This window comes from Nonomuraea sp. CA-143628 (assembly GCF_050942315.1).
Lineage (GTDB): Bacteria > Actinomycetota > Actinomycetes > Streptosporangiales > Streptosporangiaceae > Nonomuraea.
This window is the reverse complement of record NZ_CP192072.1, coordinates 12,158,708-12,182,840: the sequence shown is the minus strand read 5'-3', so window position 1 is coordinate 12,182,840 and position 24,133 is coordinate 12,158,708. Positions and strand designations below refer to the sequence as shown.

The following is a 24,133-nucleotide window of genomic DNA, read 5'->3' as shown; positions in this document are numbered from 1 at the left end:
GATCTGCCTCCTTGTCGGGTGGTGGTGTCCTCGTGCAACGGATGCGTGGCGGGGTGCCGGATGTGACATGCCGAGCTGCCATCTGGCCCGCTGGCCCCTTACGCATGTGGGCCAGGTGCCCGTCGCGCGTCTGGTCCACGTGCCCGTTACGGTGGGCCGAAACCGTCTCCCGGAGATCGCCGGGAGGTCTGGAGGAGGCCGTGGCCGATGCTGAGGCGGTGTTCGGGGAGCACCGGAGTCTGCTGTTCACCCTGGCCTACGACATGCTCGGCAGCGTGGCCGACGCCGAGGACGTCGTGCAGGACACCTGGCTGCGCTGGGCCGGTGTCGACCTGGCCCAGGTGGGCAATCCGCGGGCCTACCTGATCCGCATCGCCGTCCGGCGGTCCCTGGAGCGGCTGCGCGGCCTGCGCGGCGCCAGAGAGGACTACACCGGCCCGTGGCTGCCCGAGCCACTGGTGACCGCCGACTACCCGGTGACGGCCGCTGAGAACGTCACCACGGGCCTGCTGGTCGTACTGGAGACGCTGTCGCCTCTGGAACGGGCGGCGTTCGTGCTGCGGGAGGCGTTCGGGTTCGAGCACGCCGAGATCGGCCGCATCCTCGACCGCACACCGGCGGCGGCGCGCCAGCTCGCCCGCCGGGCCCGCGAACACGTCCGCTCCCGCCGCCCGCGCTACCCGGCCGACCCCCGGGTGGCGCGCGAGGTGGCGGAGCGCTTCGTCGCGGCGATGGCGGGCGGCAGCCTCGCCGACCTGCTGGCCGTGCTGTCGCCGGACGTCACCATGTGGAACGACGGCGGTGGCCGCGTGCACGCCTCACTACGCCCGATTCACGGCTCGGACCGGGTGTCCCGCGTACTCATGGGAATCGGGCCCAGGTACGTGGACCTGGACCTCCTCTGGACGGCTGGGCCGACGTTCCTGCTGCTGGCCGGGGGCCAGGTGCGGGTCGCGCTCACCGTGGAACCGGACGAGACGGGCACACGGGTGGGCGGGCTCTACGCGCTGGTCAACCCGGACAAGCTTGCACATGTGCGTCGACCTGCTCGCGTTCACGACCGGCCATGAGGTCGCGCGCCATGGCTGCGCCGGACGGGTGGCTCAGTCTTTTCTCGTGGGGCGGAGGAGGGCTTCGGCGAGGGCGAGCATGGTCTCCTCCAGGGCGCCCAGACGCCTGGTGAGGTCGGTGGTGGCGGGCTCGACGATGTCGGTCACCGTCTGGGTGAGCTCGGTGCGGTCGGGGCGCGCCGCGACCAGCTCCGTGAGCACCGCCGCGGCGGCGGCCAGGCGCTCGCCCTGGTGGGTGGTCTGGGAGTCGAGGAGCTCGCCCACCCGCTCGCCGATGCTGAGCGTCGCGGGCAACTGGCCTATGCGCTGGTTGACGGCCTCGATCCGGTCGTCGACGGCTTCGAGGTGCTCGCCGGCCTGGTCGGCGCGTTGGGCGAGGCCGGTCAGGTGGGTCTCCACGCCGTTGAGCTGGGTGCCGAGACCGTCGAAGCGGGTGGTCACCCGCTCCTCCACCTCGCCCAGGCGTTCGTCGAGCGTGTCCATGCCGTTGTCGAGCTGGTTGAAGCGGCCCTCGTTGCGGGTGGCGGAGTCGATGAGGTGGCGGTCGGCCGAGGCCAGGCGTTCGTCGAGCCGGATGAAGTGGCCGTCGACACGACCGTCGAGCGTGTCGAAGCGGTTGTCGTGGCGGGACAGGTGGCCGTTCACGGTGGTCAGATGTCCGCTGACCGTGGTCAGGTTGCCGTTGACCGTGGTCAGGTGCTCGTCGACGTCGCCGAGCCGGCTGTCGAGGGCGCCGTGGACGTCGAGGAGCTTGCCATCGACGCCGTCGAGGCGCCCGGCCACACGCTGCTCGCTCTCGTCGAGGCGGCCCACCAGACGCTGCTCGGTCTGGTCGAGACGGCTTGCCGCGCTCTGGCGGGTGTCGTCCAGGTGTTCGGTCAGGGTCTGCCCGGTTTCGTGGAGCCGGGCGGTCAGCGCCTGCTCGGCCTCGTCCAGGCGGTCGGCCAGGCTCTGCTCGGACTCGCCCAGACGGGCGGTGAGCCCCTTTTCTGCTCGGTCGAGGTGCGTGGTCAGGCTCTGCTCGGTCCTGTCCAGGCGGCCGGTGAGCCGCTGGTCCAGGTCGGTCAGTAGGTCCTCGGTCTCGCCCAGGCGTACGGAGAGGCGCTGCTCGGTGCCGTCCACCTGGGCGACGAGCCGGTCCGTGGCCGCGGTGAGCTTGCCGCCGAGTTGGTGGGCGGCGGCGGTGAGCCTGCTGTCGAGCTGGTCGGTGGCCGCGTCGAGCTTGCCGTCCAGCTGCTCGGCCAGTTGCTCGGTGGTGGTGATGAGCTTGCTGTCGAGCTGCTCGGCGTTGGCGGCGAGCTTGCCGTCGAAGCTGTCGGGCAGCTCCGTCAGTGCGCCTTCGATGCGGTCCGTACGGGCGGTCAGCTCGGCGAGCGACTTGTCGATGCGGCTGAAGCGGCCGGCGGCGGCCTCCATGCCCGTGTTGAGGTGACCCAGCCTGACGCCCAGGTCGCTCATCCGCTTGGTGATGCCCTCCGTGAAGTCGAGGACCGCCTGCAGCTTCTTGAGCACCTCGTCCACGTTGTCGCCGACGGTGCCGACCTCGGCCCAGAGCCCCGGCAACTCCGCCACCGGCGCGACCCGCTGGTGAACCGACTCCACATGCGCGTCAACGGTGCCCACCTGCTCGCCGACGGCGTCGACGTGGTCGCGTACCGCCTCGACATGCTGGGCCAGGCCCTCCGCCCACATCGGCGGCTTGGCCGCGATGTCGTCAAGTCGACCGCTCACCGTCTCGAGCGTGCCGCTCAGACCCCCCAGCTCCCGCTCGCGAACCTCCCTGAGCAGCCACTCCATACCCTCAAGGCGCTGGCGGATCTCGTCGAGGACGGCCCCCTGGGTCCGCTGCTCGTAGACGTGGTCCTGAGACGCACGCGCGAGCAGGTCCCGCATCCTTTCGGAGATGGCGGAATCGCCGCCTGCCTGTAGAAGGGTGGTGTGGTTGGCGTGATCCACCGAAAGGCTCCTTCGCTCGCCGACGGTCTGCCGCGCAGCGGTGGGACAGGTCCGGTTTGCAGATGAAACGAGAACGCGGCTAACCGCCAAAGGGGGAGGACTCCCGCGTGCTCACCTTAGCCGCTCGATCAAGGTCCGTCAGGAGCGAAGTAAAAGATCGGGGTTGACCCGAGAACGCCCTAGTTTGTCATTTGCGCAGGTGGGGCTGGGTGACAAATCAGGACGGAAGGCTTATCCATGATGCGGGTAAGTATGATTACCGAAGATTTGTCACCCGAAAGTCGCAGCTCATTTCTGAGCCGCTCGATGTCGACCGCTGAGGCTCGCTTCTTGATGACGACATTTCCGACTTGCCGCTCGCGGAGGGTGGCGCGGAGGCGCTTCAGCGAGAACGGCAGCACTTCTTCCACCGTGTAACGCGCGGCCCATGGGGTGTCGAGCGGCTCGTCGCCGGTGATGTAGGCGATCATCGGGTCGGGGAGGCGGCCGCCGACCATCTCGGCGATCTCCCCGACGAGGTGCGCGCGGATCGCGGCCCCGTCGGGTTCGTACACGAAGCGACCGACGGGGCCGGTCGGTGCCTCGGCCCCGCGGGCGACGAGCGTCTCGCCGCCGGGCAGCAACGTCGCCCGCCGCACCGGCCCCTCGCCGCGCACCGGCTCCTCGCCTCGCGTCGGCTCCTCGCCTTGTGTCGGCCCTTCGGCTCGCACCGCCCCCTCGGCGGGGCCGGTCCAGATGGCCGCCTCCTTCACCTCGCCCTTGTACGAAACCCACTCGGCTTCGGCCTCGCCAGGGATGAACTCGTACGGGATGCCAGGAGCCACCTTCAAGCAGGCCCGCCGAGCCCTGGCGACCAGGTCGAGCACGACCGGCCACGGCGGCGAGTAGGCCATGGGGTCGAACGTCCTGCCCCGGCTCGTCCGGCGGGCGGGGTCGGCGAACAGCCAGTCGTAGTCCTCCGGCGAGACCGTCGCGGCGTCCGCCTCGCGTACGGTGACCCGATCCGCGAGCCCGAGCGCCTCCGCGTTGGCCCGGGCGACGGCGACGGTCAGCGGGTCGAGGTCCACGGCGTCCACGACGCAACCGGCGCGGGCCAGCGCGAGAAAGTCGCCGCCGATGCCGCAGCAGACGTCCACGACCCGCGTCCCACCGGCGGGTCCGGCCAGGCGGCGGGCCCGGTGGGCGCCGACCTCGGCTCGGGTGGCCTGCTCCAGACCGTGCGGAGTGAAGTACATGAGTGCCGCGTCGGCGCCGAACTTGGCCTTGGCGCGCTCGCGCAGCGCCGCCTGGGTGAGCGCGGCCGAAGTGAGGCCGGCGTCGTACGACCTGCGCAGCCTCGTCGCCGCGGCCACCGGATCGGCGCCCACCACCTCGATCGCCTCGGCGAGTGCGCGCTGCCCGCGCGGGGTGAGCAACTCGGTGAAGGCGTCGAGATCCACGTCACCCGACGTTAGCGTCTCCCCGCCGCACTCCAGCCTGCCCCCGTGCGCAACACCCCTTGTCACCCCAATTACCCTCAACCTTGGGCAAGCTCTTGGGCCTTATCGCTCTGAGCAGACGCGTTCGTGTTGACTGTCAAGCCCCTCTTGCATATGTTTCCTGTTGGCACTCTCCCCTTGAGAGTGCCAACGTGCGACGAGGCAGGTCTGACACCCGCGACGGCAGGCCCCGCTGGTCGCCTCTTCTAGATCATTCAAATCTGAAGGGGAGGTCCGATCGTGACGACCGCCACCAAGGTTCCCGTTAAGCCGCTCGGCGACCGCATCGTGGTTCAGCCGCTTGAGGCCGAGCAGACGACCGCTTCCGGCCTGGTCATTCCTGACACCGCCAAGGAGAAGCCGCAAGAGGGCAAGGTCCTCGCGGTGGGCCCGGGCAACTGGGATGAGGACGGCGACAAGCGTATTCCGCTCGACGTCGCTGAGGGCGACATCGTCCTCTACAGCAAGTACGGCGGCACTGAGGTCAAGTACGGCGGCGAGGAGTACCTCGTGCTCTCCGCCCGCGACGTTCTCGCGATCATCGAGAAGTAAGCCGGATGCGTCAGGCCCCGGGCGCGCGTCTCGTCTGAGCGCGTGCGGCCGGGGCTTTCGACGCTAGGAGAGGACTTTCAGCATGGCGAAGATCCTAGCGTTCGACGAGGACGCACGCCGCGCGCTTGAGCGTGGCGTCAACGCCCTCGCGGACGCCGTGAAGGTAACCCTCGGCCCCCGTGGCCGCAACGTCGTCATCGACAAGAAGTTCGGTGCTCCGACGATCACGAACGACGGTGTGACCATCGCTCGTGAGATCGAGCTGGAGGAGCGCTACGAGAACCTCGGCGCCCAGCTCGCCAAGGAAGTCGCCACCAAGACCAACGACGTCGCTGGTGACGGCACCACCACCGCGACCGTCCTGGCTCAGGCGATGGTCCGCGAGGGCCTGCGCAACGTGGCCGCCGGCGCCTCGCCGCTGTCGCTGAAGCGCGGCATCGACAAGGCCGCGAAGGCGATCAGCGACAAGCTGCTGGCCAGCGCGCGCCCGGTCGAGGACAAGAAGGAGATCGCGAACGTCGCGACCATCTCCGCTCAGGACGCCAAGATCGGCGACCTGATCGCCGAGGCGTTCGACAAGGTGGGCAAGGACGGTGTTCTCACCGTCGAAGAGTCCAACGCCATGGGCATGGAGCTCGAGTTCACCGAGGGAATGCAGTTCGACAAGGGCTACCTGTCGGCCTACATGGTGACCGACCCCGAGCGCATGGAGGCCGTCCTCGAAGACGCCTACATCCTGCTCACCCAGGGCAAGATCTCCTCGATCTCCGACTTCCTGCCGCTGCTCGAGCAGATCGCGCAGACCAAGAAGCCGCTGCTCGTGGTCGCCGAGGACGTCGAGGGCGAGGCCCTGGCCGTCCTGGTCACCAACAAGATCCGTGGCACGTTCACCTCGGTCGCCGTCAAGGCGCCGGGCTTCGGCGACCGCCGCAAGGCCATGCTGCAGGACATCGCCATCCTTACCGGTGGCCAGGTCGTGAGCGAGGAGGTCGGCCTCAAGCTCGAGAACGTCGGCCTTGAGGTGCTCGGCAACGCCCGCCGCATCGTCGTGACGAAGGACAACACGACCATCGTCGACGGCGGCGGCGACCAGCAGGCGATCGAGGACCGGGTCAAGGAGATCAAGATTGCCATCGAGCAGTCCGACTCCGACTGGGACCGCGAGAAGCTGCAGGAGCGCCTCGCGAAGCTGGCCGGCGGTGTGTGCGTGCTGCGCGTCGGCGCCGCCACCGAGGTGGAGCTCAAGGAGAAGAAGCATCGCCTCGAGGACGCGATCTCCGCTACGCGCGCCGCGATCGAGGAGGGCATCGTCTCCGGCGGTGGCTCCGCGCTGATCCACGTCGCCAAGGACCTCGACGACCTGGGCCTGACGGGCGACGAGGCGACCGGTGTCGCCATCGTCCGCCGCTCGCTGGTCGAGCCGACGCGCTGGATCGCCGAGAACGCCGGTCTCGAGGGCTACGTCGTGACCCACAAGGTCTCGGAGCTGTCGGCGGGCAACGGCCTCAACGCCGCCACGGGCGAGTACGGCAACCTGCTCGACCAGGGCGTCATCGACCCGGTCAAGGTCACCCGTTCGGCCGTCCAGAACGCCGCGTCGATCGCCGGCATGCTCCTCACCACCGAGGCGCTCGTCGTCGACAAGCCGGAGGAGGAGCCGGCCGCTGCCGGCCAGGGCCACGGTCACGGCCACGGCCACTGAGTCGTTCCTTCCTCACCCGACCCGCGCCTGATTCCAGGTGCGGGTCGTGTGCTTTCTCCGGTGTGCTCCTGGCCATGTAGCCTCGCAAAGCCATGTATGGCATATGACATACGGGCAATCCACTCGAAGCTGCTGAGAGGGTGAGCGAAGGGTGATGAACCGGGAAAGTGGTTTATTCGGGTAAACCGGATGTGTGGCTTAAGCGTCTAGGCGTCTGACAATTTCTGCACATTTGGGGTTATGGGATGAAATATTCTTCCGCGATAAAGGCTTAGTGTGGCCGGTCGATTACCGCCCGTTATCGCCGCGTCAATGTGACCAATCCGTAGCCGTTCGCGATGACGACAGGCCCGATCAGTGCGGGCATCATGCCTATCGTGAGCGAGGGAAGCGTCGCCGACGCCAAAATTGGGGTAAGGCTCGCGTCGAGACTTCCGGCACGGACGGATGACTCCGACCTAAGGGAACTGACGAGCCTCGCCGTACAGGGAGATCGCAGTGCGATCGAATCCCTGCTCGGCGAGTTGCGTCCGATGGTGGTGCGCTATTGCCGCGCCAGGCTGGGCAGGGTTTCAGGGCAATATCACATTGCCGATGACGTAGCCCAGGAGGTGTGCATCGCGGTCCTGTCCGCGCTGCCGCGATACCGCGACATGGGACGGCCTTTCGCCTCCTTCGTCTTCGGTATCGCCTCGCACAAGGTGGCCGACGCGTTGCGGAGTTCGGTCCGCTCGGCCGTACCGACTCAGGATCTACCGGACGGGCCCGACGACGGACCGGGGCCCGAGGAGACGGTGGTCCGCTACATCGAGGTGGAGTACGCCCGCAGGCTGCTCGCCAGACTCCCCGACAACCAGCGCGAGTTGCTGTTGTTGCGGGTGGTGTCGGGGCTGTCGGCGGAGGAGACCGGTAATGTACTCGGTATGTCACCAGGTGCGGTCCGTGTCGCTCAGCATCGAGCGCTGGCGAGGCTGCGGCAGATGGCCGAACTGGAGTCGGCTTGACGCCGGAGGAGCAGACTGACGCGCTCCTCGACGTGCTGGCCCGCGGCGAGTTGCCCGATTCACGCGATCCGGCCGCGCGGCTGCTCGCCGCGCTGCTGGACGACGTGGATCAGCGGCGCTCCTCGGTGTCGATGACACCGTCGACGTAGCCTCGGGCGTATTCCCAGGTCACGTAGTCGGCCGGGTCAGGATGAAAGGCCGGCTCGTGCATCTGGGGCTGGCCTTTGTCGATCATCTGGCGCAGATTGCCGCGCAGCAGCTCCCAGTCGAAGAAGTGCTGCTCGCCGCATTCCGGGCAGTCGAGCACCAGGCCCAGCACTCCCTGCTGCTCTAACAAGGAGCGGAAGACCTCGACGTCGGCCAGGTCGGTAATGGCCTCGTCGCGCTCGGAGGCGGTCAGCGGTTCGGCGTCGTCGAGCTCGCCCATCGCTGAGGAAGGGTCGTTCGGGTCGTCCGCGAACGGGTCGCGGGGGACGTCTTCCAGCACCTTCCCACCATATGACCGATGCGGCCACCGCGGTGGTGATTAGCTCAGCCATCCACGCCGGGCGGCCTCCACACCTGCGTGAAAGCGTGATTGCGCGCCAAGCTGAACCATGGCGTCGGCAAATCTGGCCCGTACCGTCCGTACGGAGACACCGAGCTGGCGGGCTATCGAGTCGTCGCACATGCCCTGTGCCGCGAGCCGCAGCACCTGCACCACGCCCTCGCCCCGGCGGCCCCAGGGCAGGGGTACGGCCCGGCCCCACAGCTCCTCGAAGAGCGACCGGAGCATGCCCACGACGATCGGGGTCCGTACCAGGTAGAAGTTGTAGGCGTGGTCGGGCAGGTTGCCGCCCCACAGCGCGGGCAGGCCCGCGGCGTCGGGCCCGGCGGTCATGAACCAGCTCGGCACCCGGTCCAGCGTGCGTACGGTCCCGCCGGTCGCCAGCAGTCTGGTCAGCTGGTCGCGTACGCCGGGCAGGGTCAGCGTGGAGACCGGGATGACGGCCCGCACGTTCAGGAGTTTCCGCTGCTGTGCATCGATCCAAGGATCGGCAAATTTTCGTACGAAGTCCGCCATCGTCCGCTCGTCGGGAATGGCGGTGAGTAAGTGCATCGGCGGGGACTGGGACTGCACCGCCATGCCCACCACGCTCTCGTAGAGCACGTCGGCCCCGCTCACCATCTCAACCCGGAACGCGCCGTTCTGGTAGTCGTGCCCCACGTCATAGTCGCGGATCAGCCCGCGGATCGAGCCGAGCGCGGAGTCGATGCGCCTGCTCTCCTCGGCCAGCCGGTCAAGGCGCTCGGCGATCAGCCGGCCGAGCGCGGCGGCGGGGTGCCGGGCGAGGTATTCGCCCGATTGTTCGTCGATCACCCCGAGCCTGACGAGATCGTCGAGCTGTCTGCTCACCTTGTCGACGGGACCGTCCATGGCCTCGGCCAGTTCGGTACGCGTGGCCCTGTGCAGACGCAGCACCGCCGTGTAAAGCGCGGTCTGGGCCGGGTCGAGGCCCAGCGTCGCGAGAGGATCGGACACGATGGCGGACTCGCTACGCATATAAGGGGCTCCGTAGGGGGGACACGGGCGTGTCGTGAGAATAACTCGGCGATACGTCCTTGTCCGCTCCTTGCGTGGACTCCTTGGCCACATGTGCAGCTTCGTGCAATTGCACGTTTTCACATTGCGGTGTGCCGATGAGTAACGCAGGCTTAACCCAGCGTCGGCATCCACTTGAGCTGGCAGCGCTTGCCATCAGGACGCGGAGGGGGGTTCGGTGGCGCTTTATGCGCTTCCGCCCGGATGTCGGTGGCCGGAGGATGGGGCGGATCACCGACCGCCCCATCCTCCGGCTCTTTGGGATGCCGGGGGTACGACGGGCCGTGGGGGTCATCGTGCTCCCGGCCTCGGGACGTTTTGCATGTAGGCCCTAGACTTGCCTCATCAGCATCGGCAGGAGGGGCCGCAGCATGTCCAAGTTCACCGAAACGGGTCTGACCTTCGACGACGTGTTGCTCGTCCCAAGCTATTCAGACCTGCAACCTGGTGACGCGGACACCGGTTCGCGCCTGTCGCGCGGCATCAACCTGTCGATCCCGCTGGTCTCCGCCGCGATGGACACCGTCACCGAGGCCCGCATGGCCGTCGCCATGGCCCGCCAGGGCGGCATCGGCATCCTGCACCGCAACCTGTCGGTGGAGGAGCAGGCCCAGCAGGTCGACCTGGTCAAACGGTCCGAGGCCGGGATGGTCACCAACCCGGTCACCTGCACTCCCGACGACACCCTGGCCGACGTGGAGCGGCTGTGCGCGACATACCGGATCTCCGGGGTGCCCGTCACCGACCTGTCCGGCGTGCTCGTCGGCATCGTGACCAACCGCGACATGCGCTTCGAGACCGACCAGTCGCGGCCCGTGCGCGAGGTCATGACCCCGATGCCGCTGGTCACCGCCCCGGTCGGGGTGTCGCGTGACGGCGCGTTCGAGCTGCTGCGGCACAACAAGATCGAGAAGCTGCCTCTGGTCGATGCCGACGGCCGGCTGCGCGGTCTGATCACGGTCAAAGACTTCACCAAGAGCGAGCAATATCCGCTGGCCACCAAGGACGCGGACGGCCGCCTGGTCGTCGGCGCCGCCGTGGGCGTCGGCGGTGACGCGGAGCTGCGGGCCAAGGCGCTGATCGAGGCGGGCGTCGACGTGGTCGTGGTCGACGTCGCGCACGGCCACTCCAAGGGCCTGGCCGACATGGTCGCCAAGCTCAAGGCCAACAGCAAGGTCGACGTCATCGGCGGCAACATCGCGACCAGGGCGGGCGCCCAGATGCTCGTCGACGCGGGCGCCGACGCGGTCAAGGTCGGCGTGGGCCCCGGCTCCATCTGCACCACCCGTGTCGTGGCCGGCGTGGGCGCGCCGCAGGTCACCGCCATCTACCAGGCGTCGCTGGCGTGCGGCCCGGCCGGCGTGCCGGTCATCGGCGACGGCGGTCTGCAATACTCCGGCGACATCGTCAAGGCCATCGCCGCCGGCGCCGACACGGTCATGCTCGGCTCGCTGCTCGCCGGCTGCGAGGAGTCGCCCGGTGAGCTGATCTTCATCAACGGCAAGCAGTTCAAGTCGTACCGGGGGATGGGCTCGCTCGGCGCGGTCCGCAACCGCGAGCGCGGCGGCATGTCCTTCAGCAAGGACCGCTATGCGCAGGCCGACATCGGCGGCGAGGACAAATACATCCCCGAGGGCATCGAAGGCCAGGTCCCCTTCCGGGGCCCGGTCGCGGCGGTCGCCCACCAGCTCGTCGGCGGCCTGCGCCAGGGCATGTGGTACGCCGGTTGCCGCACGATCACGCAGATGCACACCGACTGTGAGCTCATGCCGATCACGGCGGCGGGACTCACGGAGAGCCATCCCCACGACATTCAGATGACCGTGGAAGCCCCGAACTATCACAGAAGGTAAGACATGACTCAGCAGGTGGAGATCGGCCGGGGCAAGACCGGTCGCCGGGCCTACGCGCTCGACGAGATCGGCCTCGTACCCTCCCGGCGCACTCGTGACCCGGAGGAGGTCTCGATCGCCTGGCAGATTGACGCTTACCGGTTCGAACTACCCGTGGTCGTCGCCCCCATGGACAGCGTGGTCTCGCCCGCCACCGCGATCGAGATCGGCCGCCTCGGCGGCCTGGCACCCCTCGACCTCGAAGGGCTCTGGACCCGCTACGACGACCCGTCGCCGCTGCTGGAGGAGTGCGCCTCGCTCGACGCCGAGGCCGCGACCAAGCGGCTGCAGGAGATCTACACGGCGCCGATCAAGGAAGAGCTGATCGGCCGCCGGATCGCGGAGATCCGGGAGTCCGGCGTGACCACGGCGGTCCGCCTGTCTCCGCAGCGTACGGTGCAGTATCACAAGGCCGTCATCGACGCGGGCGTGGACATCTTCGTCATCCGCGGCACCACGGTCTCGGCCGAGCACGTCTCGGGCCGGGCCGAGCCGCTGAACCTCAAGCAGTTCATCTACGAGCTCGACGTGCCGGTCATCGTGGGCGGCTGCGCCACCCACACGGCCGCCCTGCACCTCATGCGCACCGGCGCGGCGGGCGTCCTGGTCGGCTTCGGCGGCGGCGCCTCCCACACCACCCGCAACGTGCTGGGCGTGGCCGTACCTATGGCGACCGCGATCTCCGACGTCGCAGCCGCCCGCCGCGACTACATGGACGAATCAGGCGGCCGCTACGTCCACGTGATCGCCGACGGCGGCATGGGCACCTCGGGCGACATCGCCAAGGCCATCGCCTGCGGCGCCGACGCGGTCATGGTCGGCTCCCCGCTCGCCCGCGCGACGGAGGCCCCCGGCCATGGCTTCCACTGGGGCTCGGAGGCACACCACCCGGACCTACCTCGGGGTCGGCGGGTGGCGTTCGACACGGTGGGCAGCCTGGAGCAGATCCTGCACGGGCCGTCGAGCGTGGCCGACGGGTCCATGAACCTGATGGGGGCGTTGAAGCGGACGATGGCTTCGACGGGCTACTCGGACATCAAGGAGTTCCAGCGCGTCGAGGTGGTCGTCGCGCCTACCCAGCGCTGACCATTTGGGCGCCCACCCGCTTCGGACACAAAGGGCTTCGCGGGTGGGCGCTTCGCGCTTCGGGGGCAGACGTTGCTCCCAGTCGGGCCAATGGCCCGACCCCCAGAAGGGCCTCGCTCCGCTCGGACGCCCTTCTGGGGCGCGGCTCCGCCGCGCGCTTCGCCCACGGCATACCGGTAGCCCCCAAGCTACTCATGATCGGACGGCCGGAATCGTCTCGGTGGTCGTTGTACTGACGCGATATGGAGCCGATTTCACACCCCGGCAGTCGGCCGCCCCCATCCTCATCTATGGCGCGGCTCCGGAAGTGATGTATTGAGTCAGACGGTTTGCGACCGTTTCTTGGCCCAGGTGCGGAGCCAGATGATCAGGGTGACGGTGACGGTGCTAAGGAAGATGTAGGCGCGTTTGTCCTACCGCGAAGGGTTTGCAGACAATGGGTTTCGGGACGATCGTTCCTGCGGAGACACGATCGCGGCAAGGCCGCCGCCGACGACGGATCATGCGGAGGACCGTCAACGGCGGAGGGATGCTGCGGTCCGCCAGGCGGCCGCGCCCCCGGCGAACCATGCGAGGCCGCCGACCTGGCCGTTGATGAGCAGACTTCCCGCGATAACGAAGAAGATCAGTCCGTTGCCGATGAGCCCGTACATGGCCGTGATGCGGGCGCCTTTGCGCAGTGCGCGCAGGTGTGCACGGCGGCGGATCCGGCGCTGCCGACGACGGAGTTGTCGTACCCGGTCCTTGGCTGTCTTGGCAGCGGCAAGTCGCTCGGCGAGGTCGATCTCGGCAGCCTTGGTGGTGTCGTCGAGGACGCCGTCGACGAATAGTGGTGTCTGGGGCTTGGGGGTGGCGGTCATGTGGTCTCCCAGAGGTATGTGTCGTGCACCGTCATCTGACACGACAGCGGCCGGTACCTCAGCTGTGAAAAGCGGAGGTACCGGCCGTGATCAGCGCCCTTCAGGCGCGCGTCTGTGCCTAGCAGTCAGTCACAGAGCGCTCCCTGTCGGAAGCCCATCGGCCGTACGAGGAGCGTGCCTCCGAGCGGTCTGCGATTCCTTCCCCTCCTGAATCGCAGCTTCTCCCTGAAGGCCTTTCCATACCGGCCGCGGGGTGCGCAGGTCCTCCATGTACCGGATCACCCGGGTCCACATCGCCCCGATGAACGCGACGACCCACATCACCATGCGAACATTCACAGTGTCTCCTCTTCCTCTCCCTCGTTTCTCGGGCTTCATCAGCCCATCTTCTTTTCCTGGAGCCGTTTGCTAGGGCCCCACTCGGACCTGCGCCGCTCGCCCGGTGAGGGGTCGGGCACGTGCACAGATCCGGGAGGGGAACTACCTCACTTCTCCGAGCTGCGCGGCCGGTAGTCGAAGCGCCGCTGAACCTCCGGATCGTCCAAGATCTTCTGCGCGCGGCACAGGGCTTGGCGCACGGAGACGTGCGACCAGCCCATGGCCCGGGCGATCTCCTTACCGTTCAGGTGGAAGACGTGCCTGAGGACGTAGGCGGTGTGATCGCGCTCAGCCAGGACGTCATCCAGGATGTCCTTGACGGCGCGGTAACCCAGGCTGGACTCATCGTCCTGGAGAGGGTCCAACTGCAGGACGGAGAAGTCATCGCCGAGAAGCTTCTCAGCGCGCTTCTTGATCTTGTTGAGCTCGTCGTTGGCGCAGTTGATGCACACCCTCGTCATGTAGGCGGCAGGGTTGTCCACGACGTTGCCAGCCCTGAGATGGGCGGCCATCTTTACGCGCGCCTCGCCCCACACGTCATCGACGTATCGCTTATCGATTCGAGTGAGGATGATGTTCTTGTACGTGGACGACTGCCGTTCCAAGTCCTCCAAGATCTCCTCAACGCCCTTAACCTTGCCGCTCTTGGCGCCTCCCACCCGTCTTAGGAAGCCCCGTTTCGCCATTTCGAACCCCATGGGGGTCTCCGCCGATTCGGCCACCTGCTCGTTCTCCGTTCGCTCTCCAGAAGCTGGCGTGTGTCCGGGTCTACGCTGACCGTGGACGCTCCCTCACCCGCCCGCTCATGTCGTTCGACGCCAAGCGGGGGCAAAGTGTGAAGCAGAGCGAGAGGAAAGCATGAGCAGCTTCATTCGAGCAGGTCAGAGGCGTCGGCGAAGGTAGCCATCGCTCGCCGTGATCGGCTTGCGCCACGGCGTGGCCTCGCATGGGCTCCCTCTGCGTTGCCAGGGGCTTGCCCCGCGCTCTTTGCAGGACGACGCACCTGTCCGGTTAATGATCACTGATGCGATGTGAAGCGAATCGAGCCGTTGATATCGACCGATCCGGTCCGTGGCACGCAGGTGAAGGACGCTCAACCGCAGGTCTGTGCGTGGTTGACGACGCCAGCCCCATCCTGGGTGACGGTCCACCAGTGTGAGGAGCTCATCCGTCGGCAGGAACTCGTAATGGTTGGTGCCGCTGAGACTTTTGAAGCCATCGAGAACATGACGAAGGAAGACTCGGGCCGCGTACATGGACTCGCACGAGACGTAGACCCCATCCGGGTCGTCACCTGCTCAAGCTCGTTCGGCTCGTAGTCCGCCAGGATCCTGCCTGAGAGGTCTATGCAATACGAGTACCCGTGCCAGTGGAGCCTTTCGTCGCCCGTCGCAGGATCCGGCACGAGCTCAAAGGAACGGATTCGCCCTTCAAGCGACGGGCGTCGCTCCGCAGGGGCGAGAATGATCACAGACGGCCAGGACACGCCTTCACCCCCGCAGCGGAGTTATCCGTGCAGCCCCTCGGGTCGCCTGACTTCTCGTCCGGCTGGGAGCCAGCCGGCACCGCTTCGCGAACAATGAGACACCCTCTAGATGTCGCGCCAAACCACAGGCAGGCGCACAAGCGCGATCCTGGCGTCGGTCCACACCCCTGGACTGAAGGGCCTCGCTCCGCTCGGACGCCCTTCTGGGCGCGGCTCCGCCGCGCGCTTCGCCCACGGCATGCCGATGCCCCAGCTACCCATGCTCGGCCGATACCGCCTCGTTGATCGTTCTAGTGACGCGGTACCTCACGCTCCGGCAGCTGGCCGCCCCATCCTCATCTATGGTGCGGCCCGGGAGGTCATGTGTTGATCAGGTGGCGAGCCGGTAGCCGCGTGTGGTGCGCGGAACTCGGTGTCCCGTCGTTGGCTCGAACAAGTGCCTTGGCGCTAAATGTCGAGAAACTCCGAGTGCGCAGAAATCCTCGGGTCAGGGATGGCGAGGATGCACACTCTGAGCCATGAGCCACCGAGCGGAGTCGATCGGTCGCACCCTGCCCCCGGCGGCGGCGCAGGCCGGGAACGCGGCCGAGCTCGGCGCGGTGATCTCAAGCCTGATCGCGACTCTAGTGCCGCACGACGGCTACATGCTCGTGGGATTCGACCCGGTGACCGGCGTGGTCTGCTTCCGGGCCGCGGAACACGGCTACAGCGTGGCGGCCGCGCGGCGGTTATCCGCCGACGACACCCTCGACCCCGATCCTTTTGACGGCCTGGCCAAGCGTCCGAACCCGGTGGTGGTGCTCAGCGCGGACTTGCCCGCCTATCGGCGTAGCGCGCGGGTGCACGAGCTCATGGCCGCAGACGGTTTCGGCGGCGAACTCCGCATCGCGCTGGCGACCGGCGGAACAGTCTGGGGTTCGCTGTCGCTGCTGCGCGAGCTGACCAGTAGGCCGTTCTCCGCCATCGACGGTGTCCACGCAGCCAGTCTGGCGCCATCACTGGCACAGGCGTTGCAGGGATTCGTTGCGGCCAACGCCGTCCGGTGGGCAGGGCCGCCATGGCCTCCCGGCGTCGTCCTCGTCGGTCACGACGACACGATCACCGCCACCACGCCGTCCGGCCACAGCTGGCTGCGCGAACTGGCCTGCCACTCATCGCCGGTCACCGACTACGAACTGACCTGCGGCGTCGCTTGGCACGCCATCTCTGTCTCCCGGCAGAGTGCCCGACCCGCGCTGAGCCGAATCCCCACCTCCCGAGGCTGGGTCGCGCTGCACGCGCAACCCGTCGATTCCCTGCTGGGGTGCGACGTGGCGCTCACCATCGAACCCGCCACCGCGACCGTCCTGCTGCCCGCGGTGGCCGCCTGGCACGGCCTGACTCCCAGGGAGCAGGACGTCGTCCGATGCGCCTTGAACGGCCTGCCGACCAAGCAGATCGCCCGCCGTCTTGAGGTGTCGCCCTATACCGTCAACGACCACCTCACGGCGATCTACCGCAAAATCGGCGTGACCGCTCGCGATGAACTTCTCGCCCGCTTTCTTGGCTGACTCGTGGATGCGTGCACCCTTGGGGGTGGCCCTGGTTTGTGGACAGCGCCTCTTGAGAGCGGGGCACGGGAATCCCGCAGACCGCGGGGACGCGGACTAAGAGATAAGCCGTGGGTTCCCTGAGGGCTCTCTGCTCGCGTCCGCGCCACCAGCCCCGAAGTAACTCCGTGTACTGAGGGTCAGGCAGCTGCTTACGGTCGGTGTCCGGGCCTGGCTTCGGAGGAGGGCTACGGTCCCGGGTTTTACACACCGCAGCCCCATCTGGGTCTCAGCTGTCAGCTATGTGATCAGATTCAGAGGAAGGACCTCCGGTTGGCGCCGTGGCGGGCGTCGGCAAGGGCGAGGCGATCCGGTTGGCGGCGGCTGACAGGATCGCGCATGCCACGGCTGCTGCGGCAGCCATGCCGAAGGCGGTGGCGCCGGTGTCGTGGGGGCCGGTGAGCTGGCCGGCGACGGCGGTGCCCAGGCCGTAGCCGGTCCAGGTGAAGGTGTTGAGCCAGGCGAAGACCTCGGTGCGGTAGTGGGTGGGGGCGTGGTCGGCGAGCAGGGCTGGCACGACGGCGTCGCGCGGCCCGGTCACCAGCCCGACCAAAGTGATCAGTATGGCGAGCGTCACGAAGCCGGGTGCCCAGCCCCCGCCGAGCAGGATGGCGGCCTCTGCGAGCGAGAGTGGGACGAGCAGGCGCCCGCCGGTGATGGGCCAGGCCCGCGCGCCGTACCCGAGGGTGCCGAGGAAGGCGCCGGCCGACAGCAGGCCCATCAGGACGCCGGCGGAGGCGGCCGAGGCGAAGGTGGTGGCCGAGGCGACCGTGGCGATGCGCAGGCACCCGAAGGTGAAGGTGCCGAAGGCGGCGATGGTCAGTAGCAGGAGGGTGGGCCGGTGGGTGATCGGCCCGGCCAGGCTGAATCTGACCGGCGGGGTGGGGACCGCCTGCCGTATCGCAGGGGAGGCCAGGAGCAGCGCGGTGCCGAGAAGGATGGCGGCGCCGGCGGCCGCTACCACGCCGTGGGCCGGAACGGCCAGGGTCAGGACCGGCACGAGCAAGGGGCCGACGATGAACGTCAGCTCGTTGACGGCGTTGTCGACCGCGTAGGCGGCGGGCAGCGAGGCGGCGGGGACGAGGCGTGGCCAGGCGCCTCTGATGACTGATCCGGCGGGCGGGGTGGTGGCGCCGAGCAGTACGGCGGCGCCGATCATCAGGGCAGGCGGGGCGAGCAGGAGGAGGGTGTAGGCCAGGGCGTGGGCGGCCAGGTAGCCGGTCAGGGCCGGGCGCGGGCCATACCGGTCGGCGATGCGTCCGCCGAGCGGCGCGCACATGGCCAGGGCCAGCGCGTGGCCGGTGAGCACGAGCCCGGCGGTGGCGTAGGAGCCGAGCCGGTCGACGGCGGTCAGCAGCAGGGCGAGGCTCAGCACGGGCGTGCCCAGTTTGACGATGAGCCCGGCGACGAGCAGGTGGGGGACGCCTGGATGGGCGAGCAGGCGGCGATAGGGCGCGAGCATGGCAAACTCCGTTACCATCTAACTGAATTTTGCCTATGACACACGAAAGCGAGTTACTGGTCAAGTGGAAATAGCCTGTAACGTGACCCGGCAGGCTCCGCTGATCGCCGAGCTGGTCAATCTGGCCACGGCGCGCTGGCGAGGTGGCGCCTCGGTGCAGCCGCTGACAGGTGAGCGCCTCGCGACGACGTTCGCCGCTCAGCTCGGTGACCGTACGGGCGAGGCCCTGCGCGCGGTGCCAGACTCGGGGCGGCACCTGGCCGAGCTGGCCATCGGGTTGCGGCAGGTGCTGCTGGCCGAGCGTTCAGCGGACCAGGCCGCCCGCATCAACGCCATGATCCGCAGGTACGGCGCGCAGCCGTACCTGGTCGAGGATGTCGGTCAGCCGTTCCATCTGCACTTCCACGGTTCGGACGGCACTGAGGTGGAGGCCCTGGGCGGCGAGTTCGCCACGGCGCTGGCCCTCATCGTGGATGGTTACGGCCCAGACCGCTTCGGACAGTGCGCGGCACGTCAGTGCGATGCGGTCTACATCGACCTGACCCGCAACGCCTCGCGCCGTTACTGCGGCGCTGCATGTACGGCTCGCGCCAAGACCGCCGCCTACCGCAGCCGCCGCCAAACCTGATCAAGCATTGTCGTATCCGCTGATGAGACGGGTCGCTCACGCCGATTGCCGGACCGGGCCGGCGGGCGCGCTGAGTAACCGTCGCCACTCTTTGCGGTCACAAGGTGGTAGCTCAGTGTCGAGCAACGGTGCGCGGGCTTCGATCGCGACAACATCCATCTGGACAAGGCCAGTGGTCCATCCGCTTAGCCGAGGTCGGCGCAGAGCTGGGAGATCAAGGCGGTGCGGGCCCACTCTTCCCACGTGTCCGGTGACCAGCCGCGGTCGCGGACGAAGATCAAGTAGAGCTGCGGGCTGAGCAGGCCGAACAGCAGGTCCGCCGCCATCTCGACGGAGAGGCCGGGACGGGTGTCGGGCTTGCGGGTCAGGGCTTCGGCCGCCGCGTACTGCACGGTGTAACGCGGGTCGGGGCCGTCCGGCCACTGTGCGGCGATCTCAGGGTCCGTGGCCGCGGCAGCCGCGATCAGCGGCATGATCGGGGCGACCCGGCCCAGGATCTCGCGGGTGCCGTGGACGTGTGCGCGCAATTGCCCGGCTGCGGTGGGCTCGGCGCAGGCGGCGCGAAACCATTCACGATCCATGGTGGCGACCGGCTCGGTATCCCCGGCGATGGATGTGTCGACGACGTCCTTGAACAGCGTGCGCTTGTTGCGGAAGACGAAATAGACCGTCTGGACGGCCACGCCCGCCCGGTCCGCGACCTCCTGCAGGCTCGTCGCCCCATAACCCTGCGCGACGAACAGCTCGCGAGCCGCCTCGACGACCTTTTCACGGGTGCGGCGTGAGCGCTCGGCTCGCTTGTCCGGCCGCTTGACTTGGTCCATATTGCGAGTATATCTCTAGAGTATGTCACTAGAGTTCAACTCTATATTTCTGGAGGAGACGATGGATCAGCCAGAACCGGACCTGGCCTCAGCGCGGCGAGACCCGGAGGAAGAGTCCGTCCACCGCGCACTGGAGGGCTACTACCGCACCGGCAAGCCGCCGTGGGATACCGGCGTGACGCCGCCCGAGCTGGTCGCCCTGGTAGAGGGGCACGGCGCGCTGCCGCCCGGCCGCGCCCTCGAACTCGGCTGCGGCACGGGGACCAACGCCACCTACCTCGCACGGCACGGCTGGGAGGTGGCGGCTGTCGACCTGATCGACCGCGCCGTCGACCAGGCCAGAGAGAAGGCCGCGAAGGCGGGAGTCGCGGTACGGCTGCTGCACGGAGACGCCACCCGCCTCGACGAGCTGGACGTGCCGGGGCCGTTCGACCTGTTCTTCGACCTGAGCTGCTACTGCGGGGTCCCGCTGCACCGCCGCGACGCCTACGCCGCCGGGCTCACTCACCGCGCCGCTCCTGGAGCACGGTTGCTGATGTTCGGGTACGGCCCTGAGCCGCTCGGCAGTCCGATCCCCGAGGTCAGGTCGTGGGCGGCGGGCGTCACGGCCGACGAGCTCCGCGCCAGGTTCCCCGGCTGGGAACTACTCGACGTCACACCGGGCACCAACTCGGTGCCGACCTTCTGGTTCACGCTGCGCCGCGACGCCTAGCAATCTCTGGTCGCGGGTTTCTGTAGGTTTGTGGAAAGTTTCACGCCGCCCGAGCAAGTCAAGCTTGGGCGGCGTGGTGGTCGACGTGCCGGGCGGCCCTGAGCGCTACGGTCCGATACCGCTCGTCTTTGGCCGCTACGTAACGCCACCGAGGCATTGCAGAGGGCTATTTTGGGGTTGGTTGAGCCGACCCGAGCGGGGGCGACTAGGCATGTCAGCACTCGACCTGGCAGCAGCGGCTGGTATGTTATTGGTTGATAACTAACTTAGGAGTGGATATGACAGCCGAGCAAGACGACGCCAGCCGCCGCGCCGCTGCCCAGCACACCGTGGCCGAGCACCTGCGCCTTACCGCCGCAGGACGCACCGACGAATGGGTGACGCTGTTCGCCCCGGACGCGGTGCTCGAGTTCCCGTTCGCGCCGGCCGGCGTGCCTCAACGGGTGACGGGGCGAGACGCACTGCTGGCGCACATGAGCAACTTTCCCGAGACCTTCGACGTGGAGTTCGTCGACCTGGTGTTCCACCCGACGGTCGATCCGAGTCTCGTGATCGCCGAATTCCGCTCGACGGGCACCGCCCTGCCGACCGGCAAGCCGTACGAGCAGAGGTGCGTTTCCGTCGTCCGGACCGATGGCGACGCGCGCATCACCCACTACCTGGACTACTGGAACCCGCTGGTGGCGATCGAGGCGCTCACACCGCACGACGTGCCGTCCGACCCTGAGCTCAGCGTGACGTTTGGAGGTTGAGGGTCCATGCCCGCCGCCGGCACCAGCACGAAGAGCGACGAACGACGTCGGGCCATCGTGGCCGCCGCGATGGAGAGTTTCGCGCAGAGGGGTTTCTACGGTACGACGACGCACGAGGTGGCCAAGCGGGTCGGCATCTCTCAGCCGTATCTCTATCGCCTGTATCCGAACAAGGAAGCGCTGTTCGCGGCGGTGGTCGACCACGTGTCCGTCCTGATGACCGAAACCTTGGTCGCGCACTCGCCGGTGCCGGGTGGGGCCGGGCCGACGTCCGAAGCGGCGTCGGGTGGGACCGGGCCGACGTCCGAGGCGGTGTCGGGTGGGGCCGGGCTAACGCCCGAGGCGGCGTTGGACGCGGCGCGCGGCGCCTACGCCGCGCTCGTCGCGGACCGGACCATCCTGCGTTTCCTCATGCACGCGAACTGTGCCGCCGGCGAGCCCCTAGTAGGGGAGGCCGTGCGTCGGTGCTACGCCAAGCAGGTTGACACCGTTCGGCGCCTGCTGGGCGACGACGACGCCGTCCGGCGCTGGTTCGGCGCCGGAATGCTCGACAACGTGGTCGCCGTGCTGGGTCTGGCCGACATCGATGAGCCGTGGGCACACGTACTCACCGCTCGATGACCCGACACCGGGGGTTTCGCCCGCGCCGATTGGCCCGGCGGTCCCGCCACACCGTGAGAAGTCAGCCGGTCTTCTGGCTCGCGTGTATGACGCGGAAACGAGTGTCGGTAAGGACGCCTACTATCCAGACTGACTGGTGATCAAGTGTGACCACCGTTTCCGGCTGAAGGGGCGCCCGGCATGACAAGTATCTTCACCGTATCCGTCGAATCGGTCGAGGGCTCGACCCTCCGTGGGAGGGTGCACATCATCAACCCCGATGTTCCGTCCGTGCCGGAGGAGACCGTCTTCCCTCTGTCTCTCCTGGTGGACGCCTGGTGGCACCTGGACCACGGGTTTCTGCACAACGAAGACGATGAGGAGCGCGGCGGAGACCGATACCCCCTCTCGGGAGAGGAGGGCAAGGACATCGCGGCGGGCATGCGCCTGAGGGGCGAGTTCGCAAAACTCTACGAACTCATCCTCGGCACGCACATAAGGGTCACCGAAGACGGATACCTGCTCGCGGAGGACGGCAACACCGTGCTCGAGCCCAGGCGCAAAGCGAAAGACGTGTACCAGCTGGACGGCGGTAGCGGTTATGACGGAATCTCGAACTACGTCACGACGTCCGGCGATGCCGAGGAGTTCTCACAACGCGCCGCTGAAATCATCACCTCCTACGACATCAGCCCTTACCGGAACGTCCCGCTACTGAGTGAGGTCGCAGCGCTGGAGCACCCGAACGAGCCCTGGGAGCTGGAGGGGCCAGACGGCCCCGCCGATCTGGACGACTATGGCGTATGGAATCTGCTGAGGGACCGCTCCTTCGCCAAGCTCCCTTATGCAGAGATCGCGATGACGGTCAGCGACGCGGGCTACCTGGAGCACATGGTCGCAGGTATGCGCTGGGCGACGACCATGACGGGGCATGTGTGCTGAGAACTCCTGACGCTCCCCACACGGGTCCGCGCGACTACGTCTTGGTGGTCAGCCCACCGCGCGTCAGTGAAGTCGTGCCGCCTCGTCATCACTGCGCTCGCCACGAGGTCTCCGGTATTTCGTGCTCCTCGAACCAACTACCGGAGACCTCTTCGTTCAACGATCACCGACACGCCTCATCCGCGTGATCTTTCGTAACGGTCTAGCGGTGAATATGGGCGTGACCACGGGCGACATGGTGACGCACATCACGTAGCCGAGGTGCGCAGACCCCAATCAAGTGGGATTGAGACGGTTGAGTACGGTCTTGCCGCGCCCTAGCGCACCCCTGACCACCAGTGCGGCCATATTCATGCTCACCAAGGCGCTCCCCGCCATGATCGCCACGAACGACCACGACGCCTTCTCCAGTCCCATCACCAGCAAGACCGCGACACACGACCAGGCGGCCACGTTGGTGACGGCCGCCCCCATGAGGATCCGGCCGGTGCCGCGCACGTATGACCCGAGTGAGGGCACGTCCGCCGCCATCATGGGCAGCGCCAGCACTGTCGCCATGATGATCGGCACGAGGAAGCCGCCCACCATCGCCTCGCCGAGCGGCCCGACGGGATAACCCACCTCCAGGAAGGCCATGCCAACGAAGCCCAGGCCGGTTGCCGCGACAGGAACGGCGAGCAGCAGGGCCGTCACGAAGACCCGCCCCGCCATGATCCGCGTGACCCTGTCCTCCGAGCGGCGCCTTGCGGTGAGGCAGGTAAAGATCAGTGGTACTACCGAGAGCACGGCCGCGGTAGCCGCTGTGGCGTACAGGAGTCGAGCCAGGCCATGCATCCTCTCGGCGAGCGTGCCTTTACTGGCAGCCTCGGCCCACACGCCGTGCAGGCTGGCCAGGTCAGCCGCGTCGCGCAGACCCGGATTCCACAGGAGCAGGAGGCCGGCTCCCGCGCAGGCCAAGATCGCAGCAAGAGGAACCGTCAAGGAGCCGGCCCCCGGAACGCGTCGATGGTGGAGCCATGCGTCGGCCGCACCCATGACCAGGTTGCCCACCGTGCGTACATGTGCCGGCCGCGCTTCGATCAGATCGGCGACCTCCTCGCCGTAACGCTGCCGCCATGCCTTCGGGTAAAGGCTGATCATCGCGATGGCCACGGCCCGCATCATGCCAGCCCCCAAGCGATTTCCGTACGCCTGGCGCCCGCCTGCTCGATGCGCCGCAGCGTGGCGAGCTGCTCGCTCAGTGCCGCTCGCCCGCCGTCGGTGATTCGGTACGGCTTGCGCCGCTCGGCCGACTCAACCGGCTCGATCCAACCACGCTCCTCCAGGCGCATCAGCGCCCCGTAGAGCGTGCCCGGCTCCAGCGCGGTCCCTGAGAACTCCTCGATGTCGTTGATCATCCGATATCCGTGCTTCTGCCCTTCGGCCAAGCTGATGAGCACCAGCAACGCCACGTCTGTGAAGCGGCCGAGCTCCTGCTTCTTCCTTGCCATGTATTCAGTAAAACTTAGTAAGTCTCACTGAGCAAGTCGGATCGCCGAAGCCGGCTGAAGGTGTGTGCCTTGTCTGCCGCATGTCACC

General features: G+C 67.7%; 23 protein-coding genes. 13 read left to right on the top strand and 10 right to left on the bottom strand.

Annotated features, from left to right (window positions below; all coding sequences use genetic code 11):
• Positions 1-200 precede the first annotated feature (200 nt).
• Positions 201-1,070, top strand: a complete 870-nt coding sequence (gene sigJ / locus ACQP2T_RS54960) for an RNA polymerase sigma factor SigJ (protein ID WP_433512724.1) — start codon at positions 201-203, stop codon at positions 1,068-1,070.
• Positions 1,071-1,103: 33 nt separating this feature from the next.
• On the opposite strand, the gene ACQP2T_RS54955 is transcribed toward sigJ, so the two are convergent.
• Together ACQP2T_RS54955 and ACQP2T_RS54950 are read right to left on the bottom strand one after the other, a co-directional pair.
• A complete protein-coding gene (locus ACQP2T_RS54955) occupies positions 1,104-3,026 on the bottom strand; it encodes a hypothetical protein (RefSeq protein WP_433512723.1) in 1,923 nt (640 codons plus the stop codon).
• A gap of 179 nt (positions 3,027-3,205) precedes the next feature.
• Complete coding sequence (locus ACQP2T_RS54950) at positions 3,206-4,465, bottom strand: class I SAM-dependent methyltransferase (protein WP_433512722.1); 1,260 nt, start codon at positions 4,463-4,465, stop codon at positions 3,206-3,208.
• Positions 4,466-4,744: 279 nt separating this feature from the next.
• Here ACQP2T_RS54950 and groES point away from each other — a divergent pair, with 279 nt between their 5' ends.
• From groES to ACQP2T_RS54930, 4 genes are all read left to right on the top strand, one after another.
• Positions 4,745-5,056, top strand: coding sequence for a co-chaperone GroES (gene groES, locus ACQP2T_RS54945; RefSeq protein WP_184958020.1), 312 nt, complete (start codon positions 4,745-4,747; stop codon positions 5,054-5,056).
• 82 nt (positions 5,057-5,138) lie between these two features.
• Positions 5,139-6,758: a chaperonin GroEL gene (groL, locus tag ACQP2T_RS54940; protein WP_433512721.1), complete on the top strand. Its 1,620-nt coding sequence runs from the start codon at positions 5,139-5,141 to the stop codon at positions 6,756-6,758.
• A gap of 368 nt (positions 6,759-7,126) precedes the next feature.
• A complete protein-coding gene (locus tag ACQP2T_RS54935) occupies positions 7,127-7,762 on the top strand; it encodes a sigma-70 family RNA polymerase sigma factor (protein WP_225293976.1) in 636 nt (211 codons plus the stop codon).
• The gene (locus tag ACQP2T_RS54930) at positions 7,759-7,911 is read left to right on the top strand and encodes a hypothetical protein (protein ID WP_357650738.1); all 153 of its coding nucleotides are present in this window, start codon (positions 7,759-7,761) and stop codon (positions 7,909-7,911) included. Before ACQP2T_RS54935 ends, ACQP2T_RS54930 begins: the two co-directional genes overlap by 4 nt.
• Here the strand turns inward: ACQP2T_RS54930 and ACQP2T_RS54925 are convergent.
• Together ACQP2T_RS54925 and ACQP2T_RS54920 are read right to left on the bottom strand one after the other, a co-directional pair.
• Entirely contained in the window at positions 7,872-8,249 is a 378-nt protein-coding gene (locus tag ACQP2T_RS54925; RefSeq protein ID WP_225293853.1) for a DUF5319 domain-containing protein, read from the bottom strand. The two genes, ACQP2T_RS54930 and ACQP2T_RS54925, sit on opposite strands and share 40 nt — an antisense overlap.
• 39 nt (positions 8,250-8,288) lie before the next feature.
• Complete coding sequence (locus ACQP2T_RS54920) at positions 8,289-9,305, bottom strand: helix-turn-helix domain-containing protein (protein WP_433512720.1); 1,017 nt, start codon at positions 9,303-9,305, stop codon at positions 8,289-8,291.
• A gap of 410 nt (positions 9,306-9,715) precedes the next feature.
• Here ACQP2T_RS54920 and guaB point away from each other — a divergent pair, with 410 nt between their 5' ends.
• Together guaB and ACQP2T_RS54910 are read left to right on the top strand one after the other, a co-directional pair.
• Positions 9,716-11,197, top strand: a complete 1,482-nt coding sequence (gene guaB, locus ACQP2T_RS54915; RefSeq protein ID WP_433512719.1) for an IMP dehydrogenase — start codon at positions 9,716-9,718, stop codon at positions 11,195-11,197.
• 3 nt (positions 11,198-11,200) lie between these two features.
• Positions 11,201-12,322 carry a GuaB3 family IMP dehydrogenase-related protein gene (locus tag ACQP2T_RS54910; RefSeq protein WP_433512718.1) on the top strand — a complete coding sequence of 374 codons (1,122 nt, stop codon included), beginning with the start codon at positions 11,201-11,203 and terminating at the stop codon, positions 12,320-12,322.
• Between the two features lie 515 nt (positions 12,323-12,837).
• Here the strand turns inward: ACQP2T_RS54910 and ACQP2T_RS54905 are convergent.
• Positions 12,838-13,182, bottom strand: coding sequence for a hypothetical protein (locus ACQP2T_RS54905; protein ID WP_433512717.1), 345 nt, complete (start codon positions 13,180-13,182; stop codon positions 12,838-12,840).
• A gap of 485 nt (positions 13,183-13,667) precedes the next feature.
• Positions 13,668-14,282, bottom strand: coding sequence for an RNA polymerase sigma factor (locus tag ACQP2T_RS54900; protein WP_433512716.1), 615 nt, complete (start codon positions 14,280-14,282; stop codon positions 13,668-13,670).
• Positions 14,283-15,564: 1,282 nt separating this feature from the next.
• Between ACQP2T_RS54900 and ACQP2T_RS54895 the strand changes: the two genes are divergently transcribed.
• Positions 15,565-16,596, top strand: coding sequence for a helix-turn-helix transcriptional regulator (locus ACQP2T_RS54895; RefSeq protein ID WP_433512715.1), 1,032 nt, complete (start codon positions 15,565-15,567; stop codon positions 16,594-16,596).
• Between the two features lie 268 nt (positions 16,597-16,864).
• Here ACQP2T_RS54895 and ACQP2T_RS54890 read toward each other — a convergent pair whose 3' ends face one another.
• Positions 16,865-18,097 carry an MFS transporter gene (locus tag ACQP2T_RS54890; protein ID WP_433512714.1) on the bottom strand — a complete coding sequence of 411 codons (1,233 nt, stop codon included), beginning with the start codon at positions 18,095-18,097 and terminating at the stop codon, positions 16,865-16,867.
• A gap of 82 nt (positions 18,098-18,179) precedes the next feature.
• Here ACQP2T_RS54890 and ACQP2T_RS54885 point away from each other — a divergent pair, with 82 nt between their 5' ends.
• Positions 18,180-18,725, top strand: coding sequence for a CGNR zinc finger domain-containing protein (locus ACQP2T_RS54885; RefSeq protein WP_433512713.1), 546 nt, complete (start codon positions 18,180-18,182; stop codon positions 18,723-18,725).
• 185 nt (positions 18,726-18,910) lie between these two features.
• Here the strand turns inward: ACQP2T_RS54885 and ACQP2T_RS54880 are convergent, their stop codons facing one another.
• On the bottom strand, positions 18,911-19,549 hold the full coding sequence (locus ACQP2T_RS54880) for a TetR/AcrR family transcriptional regulator (protein ID WP_433512712.1): 639 nt from the start codon (positions 19,547-19,549) through the stop codon (positions 18,911-18,913).
• Between the two features lie 61 nt (positions 19,550-19,610).
• On the opposite strand from ACQP2T_RS54880, the gene ACQP2T_RS54875 reads away from it, so the two are divergent.
• From ACQP2T_RS54875 to ACQP2T_RS54860, 4 genes are all read left to right on the top strand, one after another.
• Complete coding sequence (locus tag ACQP2T_RS54875; protein ID WP_433512711.1) at positions 19,611-20,261, top strand: class I SAM-dependent methyltransferase; 651 nt, start codon at positions 19,611-19,613, stop codon at positions 20,259-20,261.
• A gap of 278 nt (positions 20,262-20,539) precedes the next feature.
• On the top strand, positions 20,540-21,013 hold the full coding sequence (locus tag ACQP2T_RS54870) for a nuclear transport factor 2 family protein (protein WP_433512710.1): 474 nt from the start codon (positions 20,540-20,542) through the stop codon (positions 21,011-21,013).
• Positions 21,014-21,019: 6 nt separating this feature from the next.
• Positions 21,020-21,634 (top strand): TetR/AcrR family transcriptional regulator, encoded by a 615-nt coding sequence (locus ACQP2T_RS54865; RefSeq protein WP_433512709.1) that lies wholly within the window; start codon positions 21,020-21,022, stop codon positions 21,632-21,634.
• A 180-nt stretch (positions 21,635-21,814) separates the two neighbouring features.
• Positions 21,815-22,555 carry a hypothetical protein gene (locus tag ACQP2T_RS54860; protein WP_433512708.1) on the top strand — a complete coding sequence of 247 codons (741 nt, stop codon included), beginning with the start codon at positions 21,815-21,817 and terminating at the stop codon, positions 22,553-22,555.
• 276 nt (positions 22,556-22,831) lie between these two features.
• Here the strand turns inward: ACQP2T_RS54860 and ACQP2T_RS54855 are convergent, their stop codons facing one another.
• Positions 22,832-23,707 carry a hypothetical protein gene (locus ACQP2T_RS54855; RefSeq protein ID WP_433512707.1) on the bottom strand — a complete coding sequence of 292 codons (876 nt, stop codon included), beginning with the start codon at positions 23,705-23,707 and terminating at the stop codon, positions 22,832-22,834.
• An 8-nt stretch (positions 23,708-23,715) separates the two neighbouring features.
• Positions 23,716-24,045: a PadR family transcriptional regulator gene (locus ACQP2T_RS54850; protein WP_433512706.1), complete on the bottom strand. Its 330-nt coding sequence runs from the start codon at positions 24,043-24,045 to the stop codon at positions 23,716-23,718.
• Positions 24,046-24,133: the final 88 nt, after the last annotated feature.